Here is a 16,047-nt window from a genome sequence, read left to right as displayed (position 1 = left end):
CGAAGGATCGCGCGTGCTGTGCTAGACCGACGCGACCGGTAGCAGGAGACTGACATTGCTGGGCGCAATTCAAGCCCGATTTTCCGGTGCAGCACGCAAGCGGCGCGGCGAGTTCCTCGTCCGCACCGTGAACCTGCCACTCGACGCAAAGATCCTCGATCTCGGCGGCGGCACCGGCCGGCACATTCGCGCGATCCTGCCGCGCCATACCGATGTCACGGTTTGCGATATCTCCGCTGACGATCTGAGCGTCGCGCGCGAGCGGTTCGGGTTCAAGACGGTGCTGCTGCGGGAGACCGAACGCCTGCCGTTCGAGGATCAGGCGTTCGACTTCTGCTTCTGCTCGTCGGTGATCGAGCATGTCACCGGGCCGAAGCAGGCCGTCGTGACGATCGAGAGCGATACGGCATTCAGAAATGTCGCGCGCGAGCACCAGAACCGCTTTGCCGGTGAGATCTCGAGGGTGGCGAAGTCGTTCTACGTGCAGACGCCGTACCGGTATTTTCCGATCGAGAGCCATACCTGGCTGCCCGGAATCATCGTCCTGTTGCCGAGGCGACAGCAAATCGCACTGATCGAGAAGTTCAACCGCTTCTGGTTCAAGCGCACCGCGCCCGACTGGCACCTGTTCGACTGGGGCGAGATGATCGAGTCGTTTCCGGACGCGAAGATCTATCGCGAGCGATATCTCGGCATGACCAAGTCGCTGATGGCGATCAAGGCGTGAAGCGGGCATCTGCCCGCCGCATCAATCGTCGCGGCGGGCGAGAATATTGATCAGCGTGCCGACCGCGGGCCGGCGGTCGAGCGCCGGCGGGAGCGGGGAGCCGGCAAAGCTGGCGCCGAGCGTGGTGAGGCCATGCTGCCGCAGCAGGCCCTGCATGACGACCGGCGTGGTTTCGAACTTGGAAAAGGCGAGGTAGCGAAACAGCGGCCGTGCCGACACGCGCGACGAGGCCGCATGCGCGAGCTTGTAGCCCTGGCGCAGCAGCGATCCGCGATTGGGGATCGAGACCAGCAACAGTCCGCCGGGCCTGAGCACGCGATGGATCTGGGCGAGGCACTGCGCCACGTCGGGGACATACTCCAGCACGCTCGCGCAGAGCACGCCGTCGAAGGATCGATCCGCAAACGGCAGGTTTGCGATCGTCGGGATTTGCTGGAATTTGAACTGTCCGGCCAGCGGGCCATCGGAGCGGCCGCGTGCTGCCGCAATCATCTCCGACGAGGCGTCGACGCCGGTGACGTCGCAGCCGCGCGCGGCGAGCAGACAGGAGAGCGTTCCGGTGCCGCAACCTGCATCCAGCCAGCGTTGGCCATTGAGGTCCGCGTTCCCGAGCAGATCGAACATCGCGGCCGTGCGCGCCTTGAAGGTACGGCTCCGATGCAGTTTATCCCACCCCGACGAGATCTCGTCGTGAAAGCGGATTTCGGGTCGGTCGCGGGTCTGGGCCATGGTGGCCATGGTATTCCCTACCAGTGGAAGCCGCTCACTCTGGCGCGCACCTCGTCGGGCAATCCGATATCAGACAGTTCGAGCACGACCTGGTCGGGCCGGGTTGCCTTCAGCGCCGCAACGAAGCGCGGATCTGCCGTCGTCAGCACGATGATGTCGGCCCATTCGATCGTCGCCGTCACGTCGTCATGCAGCAAACCGACCAGCTCCGGGTTGCGCATCAGAAAGTCGCGGTTGGCGCCGATCAGTTGCGACAGCTGTACGTTGGGGTCGTAGATCCGGATATCGCGCTGTTCACCGCGCAGGCTCTTGACCAGCTCGACGAAGGGGCTGTCGCGGACATCGTCGGTGCCGGCCTTGAAGCTGATGCCGAGGAACGCGATGCGGCGGCCGTCATGCGACAGGATCCAGTCGGCGCCGCGCGACATGATCATGTCGTTGCTCGGCAGGATGCTTTCGAGCACGGGCGTCGACAGTCCACGGCTGCGCGCGAGGTGCTTCAGCGCCTTGACATCCTTGGGCAGGCAGGAGCCGCCGAAGGCAAAACCGGGCCGCAGATAGGCCGGCGAGATGTTGAGCCTGGTGTCCTGCAGGAAGATGTTCATGACGTCGCGGCCGTCGATGCCGAGCGTCTTTGCGATGGTGCCGATCTCGTTGGCGAAGCTGACCTTCAGCGCGTGCCAGCTGTTGTCGACATATTTCACCAGCTCGGCGGTCTCGACCGGCGGGGTAATCTTGGCGCCCGGCAGATCCTTGTAGAGCGCCATGACGCGGTCGGCGGTCTCCTGATTGAAGGCGCCGACCACGGTCTTCGATGGCGCGTTGAAGTCGGCAATGGCGCTGCCTTCGCGCAGGAACTCCGGATTGAAGGCGAGGTCGAAATCGCGTCCGATCTTGTTGCCGGAGGCTTCCTCGATCAGCGGCCCGACGGTGTCGCGGGTGGTGCCGGGCAGCACGGTGGAGCGGATCGTCACGGTATGCGGCGCGTTCTTTGCCCGCAGCCCGCGGCCGATCTCGATGGCGACCTGCCGGATCGCGGTCAGGTCGAGATTGCCGTTGCCCGACGACGGCGTGCCGACGCAAACCATCGATATGTCGCTGTTGACGATCGCCTCGGTGGCGTCGGTGGTTGCGGTCAACTGACCCGTTGCCACCGCGTGCGCCACCTTGTCCGAGATGCCCGGCTCGATGACCGGCGATCGGCCCTTGCGGATCAGGTCGACCTTGTCGACGCTCTTGTCGACGCCGATGATCTGGTGGCCGAGCTCGGTGAAACAGGCGGCGCAGACCGTTCCGACATAGCCGAGGCCGAAAATGCTGACGTTCATGCTTCGACCTTCAACAATCCAGCGACCTGCGCGTGGCCGTGTCGCGTTTCGCGTGAGTGAGGCGGCAGGGCGTTCAACGCGATGCCCGCCCGGCGGCTGCATTGGCGTTGACACCAGACGCCTGCGAGGTCGACCGCTCCGCGGTCGCGCTCGCGCGTGGGGCGCGGCTCTGCCAGCGGAGCTTCCTGGCGAACAACGCCTCATAGGCGGCGAGCAGCTTCGGCTCCTCGTGCGTCCAGGACAATTCGCGCTCGACGCGGCTGCGGCCAAATGCCCCCATCGTCTGCCGTAGCGACGGATCATCGATCAGCGTGACGATCTTGCCGGCGAAATCCTGCGGTTCGTTCTTCGCCGCATAGAGCGAGGCGTCGAGCGCGGAGCGCCGGCCTTCGCGAACCTCGAACTGAACGATCGGCCGTCCGAGCGCCATATACTCCATGATCTTGTTCATGGTGGAGATGTCGTTCATCGGCGTGACGCGATCCGGATTGACGCAGACATCTGCGGTCGAGAGCATCGTGAACAGAGCCTCGTCGGCGATAGCGCCGGTGAAATTCACGTAGTCGGAAAGCTGCATCTCTTCGCAGAGCTTGATCACCGCATTCCACTCCGGCCCGGTGCCGGCGATGTTGAACTGGATGTCGGTACGGCCGAGATCGTGCACGATGTGGCCGATCGACTGCAGCAGGAGATCGATGCCTTCCGACTGGCCGATCACGCCGACATAGCCGACGCTGTAGCGCCGGCCACGGCGCCAGCTCGGATCGGCGGGGCGGGAGCGCACCCGGTCGAGATTGGGGCCGGAGCGCACCACGAAAACCCGGTTGGCCGGCATCCGGCCGCGGGTGATCGCGATCTCGCGATAGGATTCGTTGGTCGCGATCGAGATGCTTGCGGTCTTGAAGGTGAGATATTCGACCAGCCGCAGCAGATGCCAGAAAAAGTCCCGGCGGCCGAATTTTGCTTCGTAGAGCTCGGGATTGACGTCGTGATGATCGAACACGAAGCGCTTGCCGCCGAGCTTGAACAGCAGGCCGATCAGGAAGATTAGGTCGGGCGGATTGCAGCCATGGATGACGTCGAAGCCGTGCTTCCACGCCACCTTGATCGCAAGCCACGTCTCCCAGAACAGCGCGACCGGATATTCGATCAGATAGGCGGCGATCCCGCGCGCTTCCAGCGGCATCGGATGGCGGTAAATGTGAATGCCCTCGAGGCATTCGTAAGGCTCGTCATGGCCGCGGCCCTTCGGGCAGATCACCGAAACTTCATAGCCCGCCTTGCGCAGCGACGTTGCCTCGCACCACACCCTGCGGTCGAAAGGAACCGGAAGGTTCTCGACGATGATCAGGATCCGCCGCGGTGATGGTTCAGCTCTCGACATCTGCGATGATCTATACCATTGACCTAACAAGATCACAATCGAACTAACATCGGCATTAACATACGCAGCTTCCATTTTGCAATCCCGCCGCGGATGTGACAGCGACGAGACACGGACATGGCAGGTAAAGTGAGGGATTGGGCACAAAGAGCGTTGATCGCACTGGTTTTGAGTGCGCTGGCGCCGCTGGCTCACAAATGGCCGCTGCAGTGGGCCGGTGCGGCCGCAAACGATGTGCTCAATGTGAGCCATGTGAACGTGGCGATCCCGCCGACGCTTTTCGGCATGACGATCAATGCGATCGGGCAGTCGCAGCCATGGCCGGCGCTCAAATTTGACGGCGTTCGCCTGTGGGGCGCGATCTACTGGGCGCAGATCAACCCGGCACCCGGCATCTACAATTGGGCGCGCTTCGACGCCATTCTGGCGGCGGCGGAGCGCGAGCACGTCGATATCGTGCTCAATCTTGCCTTCACGCCGCGTTGGGCCGCATCGGTGAAGGATGCGCCGCCGGCATTCACGCCGGGCGCAAGCTCGCCGCCTGCCGATCTCGCATCGTGGGATGAATGGGTGCGCGCGGCCGTGACGCGCGCTGCCGGCCGCATCAAATACTGGGAAATCTGGAACGAGCCCGAGGATCCCAAATATTACTCGGGCGATATCGCGACCATGGTCCAGATGCAGAAACGGGCCTACGAGATCATCAAGGCCAGCGATCCCGCCCTAACTGTGCTGACACCGTCGTCCAACGGCACGCCGGACGGCTATCGTTGGCAACAGGCCTTCATGGCGCAAGGCGGCGGACAATATGCCGACGTCTTCGCCTTCCATGGCTATACGAGCGAACCCGAAGCGGTGATCGGGGTCATCGCCCGCTTCAAGCAGATCCTCGCCGCGCACGATCTCTCCACAAGGCCGATCTGGGACACCGAGGCCGGCTGGTCGTCCCGCGAGGACAACCCGGATGGCTGTCTGGCGCGCGCCTATATCCTGAAGTGGATCAGCGGTGTCGACCGGTTCTATTGGTACGAGTTCGCCGGCGGCGGCAGCGACTTCGGCAAATTGTGGGATCGGGCGCGCGGGCTGCTTCCGAGCGGAATTGCCTATCGCACGGTCCAATCATGGTTGGTGGGCGCCAGCGTTGTGGCGGCAGACAGGACGTCGCCGTCGATCTGGCGCGTCGATCTCCGCATGAAGGATGGCCGCAGCGGTCTGATCCTATGGACGACCAACGGGCGGTCCATTTATCGGGTCGATCCGCGTTTTAGCCGTTACCAGGGCCTCGACGGTGGCGAAGGAGCCGTAGCGAACGGTGAGGTCGAGATATCGGCCAAACCGGTCCTGTTGCTGCAATGATAACGATGTTAAATCCTCCGCGATGAGATAACTATGACGATGTTCCCGGCTTCATTGCGGGCGGTGGGCGCGATACAACGGGCACTGTTAACTTGAGGCGATTGACCGACTGTGAAGCAGATCGCGCAAAACTATAAGAGCGGCGAGCTCAAGCTGATCGACGTGCCGGCGCCGCGCTGCCGCCCCGGCGGGGTTTTGGTGCGCACGGCATTTTCGGCGGTGTCGACCGGCACCGAGTTGATGAAATTCACCGAGGGTCGCCTGTCGCTGCTCGGCAAGGCGCGCGCGCGACCTGACCAGGTTGCCAAGGTGGTGCGCTCGGTCCGCCAGCAGGGATTGCTTGCGACCTATCAGAAGGTGATGAACCGCCTCGATTCCTACACGCCGCTCGGTTATTCGCTGTCGGGCACCGTCGTGGAGGTGGGCGAGGGCGTCGGCGGCTTCTCGGTCGGACAGCCGGTCTGCTGTGGCGGCAATCAATATGCAACCCATGCTGAATATAATTGGGTGCCGGTGAACCTCTGCGTGCCGCTGCCGGACCGTGCCGCGCTCGACCAGGCCGCGTTCACCACGATCGCCTCGATCGCGCTGCAGGCGATGCGCCAGTCGGAGATCGGTTTCGGCGAGAGCGCCTGCGTGATCGGCCTCGGCCTGATCGGGCAGATCATGGTGCGCCTGCTGCGCAGCGCCGGTGTCGTGGTCGTTGGGCTCGACCGGCTGGAGGCGCGCTGCCGTCAGGCGGAGGCGGCGGGCGCCGCGGTCTGCGCGGTTGCATCGGATGATACAGCGGCCGGGTTTCGCACCCGGATCGATCAGCTGACCGCAGGCAACGGTGCCGATTGCGTGTTCATCACGGCGGGCAGCGACGATCCCGATCTCGCGTCGCGTTCGGCCGCGTTGCTGCGTGACCGCGGCCGCATCGTCGACATCGGCAAATGCACGCTGAACCTGCCGTGGAACGAATTCTACGACAAGGAGCTCGACGTTCGATTCTCGCGCTCCTACGGCCCCGGCCGCTACGATCCGCTCTACGAGGAGGGCGGCATCGACTATCCGATCGGCCATGTGCGCTGGACCGAGAAGCGCAACATGGAGGCGATCGTCGCGCTGCTCGCCGATGGGCGGCTCGATTTTTCCTCGCTGATTTCCGAAGTGGTGCCGCTGGAGCAGGCGACGTCGGCATTCGAGCGCATGAGCCGGGGCGAGGTAGGCCTTGGCATGGTGTTCGCCTATCCGGACGCCGCTCCCCGCGCGATGCAGATGGTCTATCGGCCGGCCGTTGCGCTGCGCAGCGGCCGGGTCCGGCTCGGCGTCATCGGCGCGGGCAACTATGCCTCCAGCATGTTGTTGCCGCAGCTGGCGAGTCACGCGCGCGTCGATCTCGTCGAGGTCGCCACCAATACCGGCCTGAGCGGCGCCACCGCGGTGCGCAAGTTCGGCTTCGCGCGCGCCTCGACGGATGCGGCCTCGGTGCTCGAGGCCGACGACATCGATGCCGTGCTGATCGCGACGCGCCACGCCTCCCACGCCGACCTCGCGATCCAAGCGCTGCGCGCCGGCAAGGCAGTGTTTGTCGAGAAGCCGCTGGCGATCGACACAGACGCGCTCGATCAGGTGGAGCAGGCGATCCGCGAGACCGGCAACAACAGGCTGATGGTCGGCTTCAACCGGCGCTTCTCGCCGCTGTTGCAGGGCATGCGCGCGGCGTTCGCGCCGGCGGGGCCGCAGGCCCTGCAATATCGCGTCATCGCCGGCCCGCTGGAGAAATCGTCCTGGTATCTGCAGACCGAGAGCGAGGGCAGCCGCTTCGTCGGCGAGGGCGGGCACTTCATCGATGTGTTGTCCTGGTTGCTCGGCGCCGAGCCGGTGCGCGTCTCCGCGAGCACCGCGGGCAAAGATGTCGACAATCTCGTCGCCACGTTCGACTTCGCCGACGGGTCGGTTGCGAGCCTCAGCTATCTCACCGGCGGAGATCCGCGTGTGCCGAAGGAGGCGCTCGAAATATCGGCAAGCACCGGTTTTGCTGCCTTTGACAATTTCTCGGGCTTCGAGGTCTGGCACGCCGGACAGCGGACCGCGAAGAAAGCGCGGCTCGACAAGGGGCAGCGGCCGATGCTGGATGCCTTCATCGCGGCGGTCGCATCGGGGGCCGCGATGCCGATCGGGCTCGAATCTCTGCTTGCGACCACCCGTGCAACGCTCGCGGTGCAGGAGAGCGCAGCCGCCGGGATGCCGGTCGATCTGACGATCGGCGCAGCAGAGCAGGGCGTCGCACCCGCCGCGACTGCGTTGAGATGAATCCGGCCTGGTATCTGCGCAGGCTGCAGCGCATGGAGCCGTCCGAGCTTGCGGGACGAGTGAACGACCAGGCATTGCGCCTGCTCTGGCGCATCACGCCGCCCGATATCGCACGACACGCCAGCGCCAGGCTGGCCCCGGGCCCGCGGCAGCCGCGGCTGAAGCCGCTGCCGTTGCCGGCGCACGCTCCGCAGCAGGCCACCGGGCGGCTGATCCATGCTGCCGACCGGATTCTCGCCGGACATTGGCGGGTTTTCGCCAGAGATCATGGTGCCCTGGGCGAACGGCCGGACTGGTTCGTCGATATCAGAAGCGGCAAGCGGGCGCCTGCGGACATGTACGCGTTTGCGGTGCCCTATCGCGACGAGGCCGCGGTCGGGAACATCAAATACATCTGGGAACCGTCGCGTCACCACCATCTCACCTTGCTCGCGTCGGCGTATTACCTCACCTCGGACGAACGCTACGCCAGGCGCGTGGCCGCGCATCTCACAAGCTGGTGGCGCGAAAATCCGTTTCCGCGCGGCCCGCACTGGATCAGCGGCATCGAGCTCGGCGTACGGCTGATCTCGTGGGCCTGGGTACGCGAGCTGATGCAGAACTGGCCCGGCGCGCCCGCATTGTTCGAGGACAACGAGCAGTTCCTGACGCAGCTTTACGCGCATCAATACTGGTTGTCGCAGTTCCCCAGCCGCGGCTCCTCCGCCAACAATCACATCATCGCGGAGGCTGCCGGGCAGTTCGTGGCGGCCTGTGTGTTTCCGTTTTTCCGCGAGAGCGCGCTGTGGCGCCAGAATGCCGCCAGCATGCTGGCGGACGAAGCTGTTGCGCAGACCTTCGCCTGCGGTAGCAACCGTGAGCTCGCGACTGACTATCACGGCTTTGTCCTCGAACTGCTGCTGGCCGCGGCGGTGCAGGGCGAAGCGTCCGGGCACCAGCTGGGCGACGTGGTCTGGACCACGATGTGCCGCATGAGCGACGTCATTGCCGTGATGCTCGACGATCGCGCGCATCCTCCGCGTCAGGGTGATGGCGACGAGGGCGTTGGCCTGCTGCTCGACGATCCGGCCTGCAATCGCTGGCTCGGTCTGCTCGCCACCGGCGCGCGCCTGTTCGGCGAGCTGCCGTGGTGGCCCAAGCTGCCGGAGCCCGACCTGCGCACGTTTTTTCTGGCCGACGGCATCAAGGCGCGTGCGATCGCCGCGCGCCCCGCCCGCCGCCCGCATTTGCTTGATGAGGCGGGACAGACCTTTCTCGTCGATGCCGACCGAGCGGTGTGGTGCCGCTGCGATCACGGCCCGCATGGCTTCGGCCGCATTGCGGGACATGCGCATGCGGATGCGCTGTCGCTCGAGTGCAGGATCGGCGGGGTCGATATCCTCGCCGACCCCGGCACCTATTGCTATCACGGCGATCCGCGATGGCGTGCCTATTTCCGTTCCACGCTGGCGCACAACACGCTCTGCCTGTTCGGGCGCGACCAGTCGGTGTCGGGCGGCCCGTTTCTCTGGACGCGGCATGCGCAGAGCCGGCTGATCGCATCGAGTGGCCTGGACGATCGTGATGCGGACGCAAGCTGGGTCGCGGAGCATTCGGGATATCAGGACACGGCAGATCGTCTCGTGCATCGCCGTTCGGTGCAATTGCAGCGTCAGGCGGCGCGGCTTGTCGTCACCGATATTGTGCTTGCCGGTGAAGGGCTTGCGGTGCCGGCGAGCCTCAGCTGGCATCTCGGTCCCGACGTCGAATGCAAGCTCGAAGGGCGTAACGCGCGCCTGTCATGGCCCGGCGGACGCGGCGAGCTCGAGCTGCCGGCGGCGCTCGACTGGGCAGTGTATCGCGGCGACGAAACCATGCCGGCCGGCTGGTATTCTCCGTCGTTCGATCTCAAGGTGCCGGCGACGACGCTGATCGGCTCCGGAACGCTGGCCGCCGGCCAAAGCCTGGTGACGGAGCTGCGCTGGTTTCCCGAGCCGGCACGCCGATCATGAAGATCCTGGTCGCTCACAACAGGTACCAGGGACGCGGCGGCGAAGACGTCGTGTTCGAAGCGGAAGTCGATTTGTTGCGCAACGCCGGACACAGCGTCGAGACGCTCACGGTCAGCAATGAAGCGATCAATTCGTTTGCCGCGCGGATCGCGACGACGCTGTCGATCGCCGATAATGCGGAGGGAAAGCGGGCCGTGGCGGAGGCGATCGGCCGCTTTCGCCCCGACATCGTCCACGTCCACAATTTCTTCCCGCTGCTCTCGCCCGCCGTGTTCGATGTCTGCCGGCAACAGCGCGTGCCTGCGGTGGTGACCCTGCACAATTATCGCAGCATCTGCACCGGCGGCATGCTGCTGCGTGACGGCCGCATCTGCCACAAATGCCTGGACCGCGGCCATCTCTGGGGCGCTGCTCATCGCTGCTACCGCGGATCGCTGCCGGGCTCGCTGGCCTCGGCCTACATGATCGCGCGGCACCAGCGCCGTGGCACCTGGACGCGTCCCGGTCTGCGCCTGATTGCGCTGACACAGTTTGCCCGGACGTTGTTCACGCAGGCAGGCTTCGATGCCGGCCGGATCGATGTGAAACCGAACTTCATGGCCGATCCGGGTGCGCCCGATCCGGCGGTACCGCGCACAGGGCTGCTCTATGTCGGACGGTTGAGCCGCGAGAAGGGCGTGGGCGTGCTGCTCGACGCTGTTGCGGGGACCGGCGTGCCGTTGCGGATCGTCGGTGAGGGACCGGAGCGCGCTGCGCTTGAGGCTCGGGCGCCCGCCAATGTCAGGTTCCTCGGCGCCCTCCCGCGCGCTGACGTGCTTCGGGAAATGGCGAGTGCCCGGGCGTTGGTCGTACCGTCGCTATGGTACGAGGGATTTCCGATGGTCGTGGTCGAGGCTTTTGCACAGGGCACGCCGGTGATCGCATCCGAGATCGGCGGACTTGCCGAGGTGGTGAGTGCCGGCAGGACCGGCGCATTGGTGCCACCGGGCGATGCGGCCGGGCTCAAACGATGGATTGTTGAGCTTCTGGGCGCCTCCGATCTTGCAACGACATGGGGGCAGGCTGCACGGACCGCCTATCTCGAGCGCTACGCGCCGGACGAGAATCTGCGGCTGCTCGAGGCCATCTACGCGCGCGCCGCCGCTGGATGATTGCCGCAGACGGTTGCTTCGCCCGTGATCGGGCGCCGTCTTGCCGTCGCCGCGCTCCTGTCCCTAACGGGTTACGACGAATCTGATGTTAATTCGTTATATCGGGCGCTTGACCTGGCTCCGCTCCGGCCTTGGCCGGGCGGCCGAATTGCTCGATTCTGTGATCGATTCCGCGGTTTTCGCTCGCTTGGCGCTCGCAACCTGCAACCAGACCCCGGCCTAACGCCGCTCGCTTGCGGCCGGTTGTGAAGTTTGACGCTTTTCTGAAAAAGCTCTCACGCGGCGCAGAAATATTTTTTCAGATCGGAAAATCGCGTCGAAGGGCGCGCAAAGGCTGCGAAATCCCGCGCCCTGGCGCCATCTTGGGACCGGATGAAACCCCGTATAATCACTACCCTTTTTTTGCATCGCGGCTAACATTTGCGAGCTGCCTGCGCTGAATGTTAGTCCGCGGCCGCGATGGTGCTAAGTCTCACAAAAGTCTCATGGAGCCGGACGTTAATAGCGCATTGCTGATTGACACTCCGGTATTGCGGTCTTAACAATGAACTTAACAAGTTCGTAACGTGTGTCCACATTTGAGCTGCGTCGCAACAAACCAGTTGTGATTCAACAGCTTACGTGCGGGCGAGCGGCTTGAATCCTCGTATCCCAAGCAGGGGCTACATCGATGGCGACTTACAATCTCGACCAGACTGACCTGAAACACGCGATCCACTCCTCGATCGATCACGCAACCCAACAACAGATTCTTGACTATCTGATCAACGCGGGCATCGGATACACCAGTCCGGATGACGGCACCGCGATCCCGGTGCAGGTGGGCGCTGGCATCAGCAATCCCGACCCGGAAGCCAATGTTCTTATCGAGACCAATCCGAATAACACTGTTACGACCGACGCCAACCTGAAGGCGATCATCGAAGACACCAGCAAGAACGTGACGCTGACGGTCAACGGCAGCACCCCGGTGCTGGTCGCGACCGGCAACGGCAACGATCAGATCTTCCTCAACAACACCGGTGACACCACCGTTTTGGCCGGCAACGGCAACGACACGATCTTCGGTGGTGCGGGTCACGATTCGATCGACGGCGGCAACGGCAACGACGTGCTGATCGACAACGTCTCCGGTCACAGCACGCTCGATGGCGGCAAGGGCAACGATCTGCTGTTCGGCACCGGTGCCGACACCTTGAACGGTGGCTCCGGCAGCGACACGCTCTACGGCGGCAGCTCGTCCGAGCTGAATGGCGGTACCGGCAACGACGTGCTGGTGTCCGGCAGCACTGCTGGCAATTCCAGCACGCTGGATGGCGGCAAGGGCAACGATGCGCTGTACGGCGGTGCCGGCAATGATCGCCTGTTCGGCGGCGACGGCAACGACACACTGACCGGCGGTTCGGGCAACCAGGTTCTTGACGGCGGCAAGGGCAATGACGTCCTGATCGGCGGCTCGGGCAACAACCAGCTCTATGGCGGTGCAGGCAACGACGCGCTCTACTCGAACTCGGATGCCTCGCACGGCTCGATCCTGGATGGCGGTGCCGGCAACGACTCGCTGTACGGCGGTGCGGGTGCCGACACGCTGTATGGCGGCGCCGGCAACGACCTGCTGGTCGGCGGTACCGGAACTGTTGCCGAGTACGGCGGCAGCGGCAAGGACGTCCTCTACTCCGGCAGCGATGCGTCGCACGCGACGTCGCTCTACGGCGGTGACGGCAACGACTCGCTCTATGGCGGTGCCGGCAACGACACGCTGTATGGCGGCTCCGGCCACGATACGATGGTTGCCGGCTCGGGCAACCAGACGCTGATCGGCGGCAACGATGGTTCGTCGTTCGTCGGCTCCGCGACCGGTACGGCCTCGATGGTCGGCGGCAATGGTCAGGACTACTTCTACCTGTCCAACCTCCACAGCAGCGACACCATTGACGGCGGTGGCGGCAGCAAGGATTCGCTGACCTTCCTGGATCACGCCTCGACCGATGTGACCGGTATCACCGCGGGCAAGGATGGTTCTCTGGACGTCAACTTCAGCAATGGCCAGGTGACCCAGATCAGCAACATCGAATACCTGATCTTCAACGATGGTCACTCGACCAAGCTGTAAGATCCTAGGTCTTCTGCACTGAGCTAAGGCGCCGCCTCAACCCGCGTTGAGGCGGCGCTTTTTTCTGGTGGCTGATGGCGTTCTGAATGTCGTCTGATAATCTTGGGCAGCGTGACGGATTGCTCTAAATGCGAGTCATCGAATGACGACGCACACTCTGGACCAGACGGATCTCAAAGCAGCGATCAACGCCACGATCGATCACGCGACCCAGCAACAGATTCTCGACCATCTGATCAATGCCGGGATCGGGTACACCAGCCCGGACGACGGCTCCACGATCCCGGTCGAGGTCGGTGCCGGGATCAGCAAGCCGGATCCGGTCGCCAATGTTCTGATCGAAACCAACTTCAATAATACTGTTAACATCGACGCCAGCCTGAAGGCGATCATCGAGGCCACCAACAGCGACGTGACGCTGACGGTGAACAGCAGCACCCCTGTGCTGATCGCGAGCGGCGCCGGCAACGATTATGTCTCTTTCAACAACAGCGGCGATACGACGGTTCTCACCGGCGCCGGCAACGACACCGTGTACGGTGGTGGCACGGGCCACAGCATGATTGAAGGCGGCGCCGGCAACGACCTGCTTCAAGCCGGGAGCTGGTCGGAGCTGTATGGCGGTAGTGGCGACGACAGGCTGTATTCTGTCAGCGCGGCGGGCACTTCCAGCACGCTGGACGGCGGTACCGGCAACGACATGGTGTTCGGTGGTGCGGGTGCCGACACGCTGTACGGCGGCGCCGGTAACGACTGGTTGGGCGCGGGTACGGGCAATCAGGTTCTCTACGACGGCGAGGGCAATGACACCCTTGCCGCCGCCGGCCAGGGCAGCGATCAGCTCTACGGCGGCCCCGGCAACGACATGTTCTTCACGAGCCTGAATACGCAGTACGCCTCGTTGATGTCGGGCGGTGACGGTAACGACTCGCTGTTCGGCGGTGCAAGTACCGCTGCCGACACGCTGGATGGCGGTGCCGGCGATGACCTGCTGAGCGGCGGCGTGAGGACCGCCGTGGAGTACGGCGGGAGCGGTAACGATGATCTCTATTCGGGCAGCGGTGAGACGTTTGGGACGTTGCTCGATGGCGGTGCGGGCGACGACACGCTGCATGGCAGTGCTTTTGCCGGTTCCGACACGCTGGACGGCGGTGCCGGCAACGACCTGCTGATTGGCGCTAGCGGGACTGCCGCGGAATATGGTGGCAGCGGTAACGATGCGCTCTACTCGCACTCGGATGCGTCGCACGGCTCGATCCTCGACGGCGGTGCCGGTAACGACTCGCTCTATGGCGGTGACGGTGCCGATTCGCTGTATGGCGGCGCAGGCAACGACCTGCTGGTGGGCGGCACCGCCACGGTTGCGGAGTACGGCGGCGCCGGCAACGACGTCATTTACTCGGGCAGCGACGCCTCGCACGCGACGAAGCTCTACGGTGGCGACGGCAACGACTCACTCTACGGCGGTGCCGGCAACGATACGCTGCGCGGCGGCTCCGGCCACGATACGCTGGTCGCCGGCTCGGGCACGCAGACGCTGATCGGCGGCAACGATGGTTCGTCGTTCGTCGGCTCCGCGACCGGTACGGCCTCGATGGTCGGCGGCGCCGGTCAGGACTATTTCTACCTGTCCAATCCCCACAGCAACGACACCGTCGACGGCGGTGGCGGCAGCAAGGACTCCCTGACTTTCCTGGATCACGCCTCGACCGATGTGACCGACATCAGTGCGGGCAAGGACGGTTCTCTCGACATCAACTTCAGCAATGGCCAGGTCACCCAGATCAGCAACGTCGAATACCTGATCTTCAACGATGGTCACTCGACCAGGCTGTAACATCCCGGGTGTTCACATAGCGAGAGTGCCGCCTCAACCTCGGTTGCGGCGGCACGTTCTTTGGTATGCGAACGCGGTGATCGGAACTTGTCGACCATTTGGCGTCGGATCGGTGGAACTCCGTCTCAAGTTCCGCGCCATGCATTCCGTTAGCGAACGTTAGAACGTTAGTTCGTCACATTCGGACCACGTAGCTTTTGTAAAGGCGTGTGGCTCGCTCGATTGAGTGGTGCCGTGGCCGATGGTTTCCCGCGGCGCCGGCAACTTCGGTCGGACGAGCGATCGCTGCAGAAATCAGCCGCTTAATGCGCGAACCGCGGAGCTCTCGAATTGGCCAAGAAGAAATTGCTGAATGCCGGTGCCGGCTCGACGGTTGCCAAGAGGATCCAGCCGCTCCTGACGTCGCATGAATGGGAGGAGGTTCGCCTCGATGTCGACGGCAGCGTGACTCCGGACATCGTCGGCTCGATTACCGATCTCGCCAAATTGTGCCGGCCCGCGTCGTTCGACGCGATCTGGTGCTCCCATCTGATGGAGCATCTCTATGCCCATGAGATCCACCCCACATTCGTCCAGTTCCGCGAGGTTCTCAAGCCGGACGGATTCGCGCTGATCATGTCCCCCGACCTGGAGGCGGTGGCTCAGCACATGCTGACCCAAGGCCTCGGCGCGGTCGCCTATGTCTCGCCGGCCGGTCCGATACGGCCACTTGATATGATCTACGGGCATTCCGGCGCGATCGAGCAGGGACGCCACCACATGGCGCACAAGACCGGCTTTTCGTGCGACCGGATGGGAAACCTGCTGCTCAGCGCCGGCTTTCCGACGGTCTCCGTTCGCAGCGGGAATTTCGAGGTTTGCGCGCTGGCGTTGATGCCGGAGGCCGAGGAGAGGCGAATCCGGCCACAGCTCGAGGCCTGCGGATTCGACTTCCGGGAGACGGTAGCCGCCGCCCCGTGATCGTCGATGTTAAACAATGTTATAAAGGTTCCGTGGTTAAATCGCCGGTAGCAATGGCCGGAACTGGCTTCTGTGCTTGTTGAGACACATATCTTTCGGAACGATGCGCTGAAAATGCTGCGTTAGCGAACTAACAGTGATAAGTTATATCTCGCTAGGGACCGGATCTTGCG

The 16,047-nt window shown here is 63.9% G+C and carries 11 protein-coding genes; 8 read left to right on the top strand and 3 right to left on the bottom strand.

Annotated features, from left to right (window positions below):
- Positions 1-55: 55 nt before the first annotated feature.
- Positions 56-727 carry a class I SAM-dependent methyltransferase gene (locus ACE10Z_RS30020; protein WP_375783990.1) on the top strand — a complete coding sequence of 224 codons (672 nt, stop codon included), beginning with the start codon at positions 56-58 and terminating at the stop codon, positions 725-727.
- Positions 728-748: 21 nt separating this feature from the next.
- Here the strand turns inward: ACE10Z_RS30020 and ACE10Z_RS30015 are convergent, their stop codons facing one another.
- The 3 genes from ACE10Z_RS30015 to ACE10Z_RS30005 form a co-directional block, all read right to left on the bottom strand.
- Positions 749-1,465: a class I SAM-dependent methyltransferase gene (locus tag ACE10Z_RS30015; protein ID WP_375783989.1), complete on the bottom strand. Its 717-nt coding sequence runs from the start codon at positions 1,463-1,465 to the stop codon at positions 749-751.
- 8 nt (positions 1,466-1,473) lie between these two features.
- The gene (locus ACE10Z_RS30010; RefSeq protein WP_375783988.1) at positions 1,474-2,784 is read right to left on the bottom strand and encodes a nucleotide sugar dehydrogenase; all 1,311 of its coding nucleotides are present in this window, start codon (positions 2,782-2,784) and stop codon (positions 1,474-1,476) included.
- Between the two features lie 73 nt (positions 2,785-2,857).
- Positions 2,858-4,168 carry a glycosyltransferase family 4 protein gene (locus tag ACE10Z_RS30005; RefSeq protein WP_375783987.1) on the bottom strand — a complete coding sequence of 437 codons (1,311 nt, stop codon included), beginning with the start codon at positions 4,166-4,168 and terminating at the stop codon, positions 2,858-2,860.
- Positions 4,169-4,285: 117 nt separating this feature from the next.
- On the opposite strand from ACE10Z_RS30005, the gene ACE10Z_RS30000 reads away from it, so the two are divergent.
- The 7 genes from ACE10Z_RS30000 to ACE10Z_RS29970 all read left to right on the top strand — a co-directional run bounded on the left by ACE10Z_RS30000 (position 4,286) and on the right by ACE10Z_RS29970 (position 15,874).
- Positions 4,286-5,524, top strand: a complete 1,239-nt coding sequence (locus ACE10Z_RS30000; RefSeq protein WP_375783986.1) for a glycosyl hydrolase — start codon at positions 4,286-4,288, stop codon at positions 5,522-5,524.
- Between the two features lie 111 nt (positions 5,525-5,635).
- Positions 5,636-7,822, top strand: coding sequence for a bi-domain-containing oxidoreductase (locus tag ACE10Z_RS29995; protein WP_375783985.1), 2,187 nt, complete (start codon positions 5,636-5,638; stop codon positions 7,820-7,822).
- On the top strand, positions 7,819-9,813 hold the full coding sequence (locus ACE10Z_RS29990) for an alginate lyase family protein (RefSeq protein WP_375783984.1): 1,995 nt from the start codon (positions 7,819-7,821) through the stop codon (positions 9,811-9,813). The genes ACE10Z_RS29995 and ACE10Z_RS29990 overlap by 4 nt, the downstream gene beginning before the upstream one ends.
- On the top strand, positions 9,810-10,964 hold the full coding sequence (locus ACE10Z_RS29985; RefSeq protein WP_375783983.1) for a glycosyltransferase: 1,155 nt from the start codon (positions 9,810-9,812) through the stop codon (positions 10,962-10,964). The genes ACE10Z_RS29990 and ACE10Z_RS29985 overlap by 4 nt, the downstream gene beginning before the upstream one ends.
- Positions 10,965-11,634: 670 nt before the next feature.
- Positions 11,635-13,077 carry a calcium-binding protein gene (locus ACE10Z_RS29980; RefSeq protein ID WP_375783982.1) on the top strand — a complete coding sequence of 481 codons (1,443 nt, stop codon included), beginning with the start codon at positions 11,635-11,637 and terminating at the stop codon, positions 13,075-13,077.
- A 142-nt stretch (positions 13,078-13,219) separates the two neighbouring features.
- Positions 13,220-14,914, top strand: a complete 1,695-nt coding sequence (locus ACE10Z_RS29975) for a calcium-binding protein (protein ID WP_375783981.1) — start codon at positions 13,220-13,222, stop codon at positions 14,912-14,914.
- 345 nt (positions 14,915-15,259) lie between these two features.
- Positions 15,260-15,874, top strand: coding sequence for a methyltransferase domain-containing protein (locus tag ACE10Z_RS29970; RefSeq protein WP_375789957.1), 615 nt, complete (start codon positions 15,260-15,262; stop codon positions 15,872-15,874).
- The last annotated feature ends 173 nt before the right edge of the window (positions 15,875-16,047 follow it).

This window comes from Bradyrhizobium sp. Pha-3 (assembly GCF_042258615.1).
GTDB lineage: Bacteria > Pseudomonadota > Alphaproteobacteria > Rhizobiales > Xanthobacteraceae > Bradyrhizobium.
Note: the sequence above shows the minus strand (reverse complement) of the source record. Positions and strands in the feature narration are given on the sequence as shown.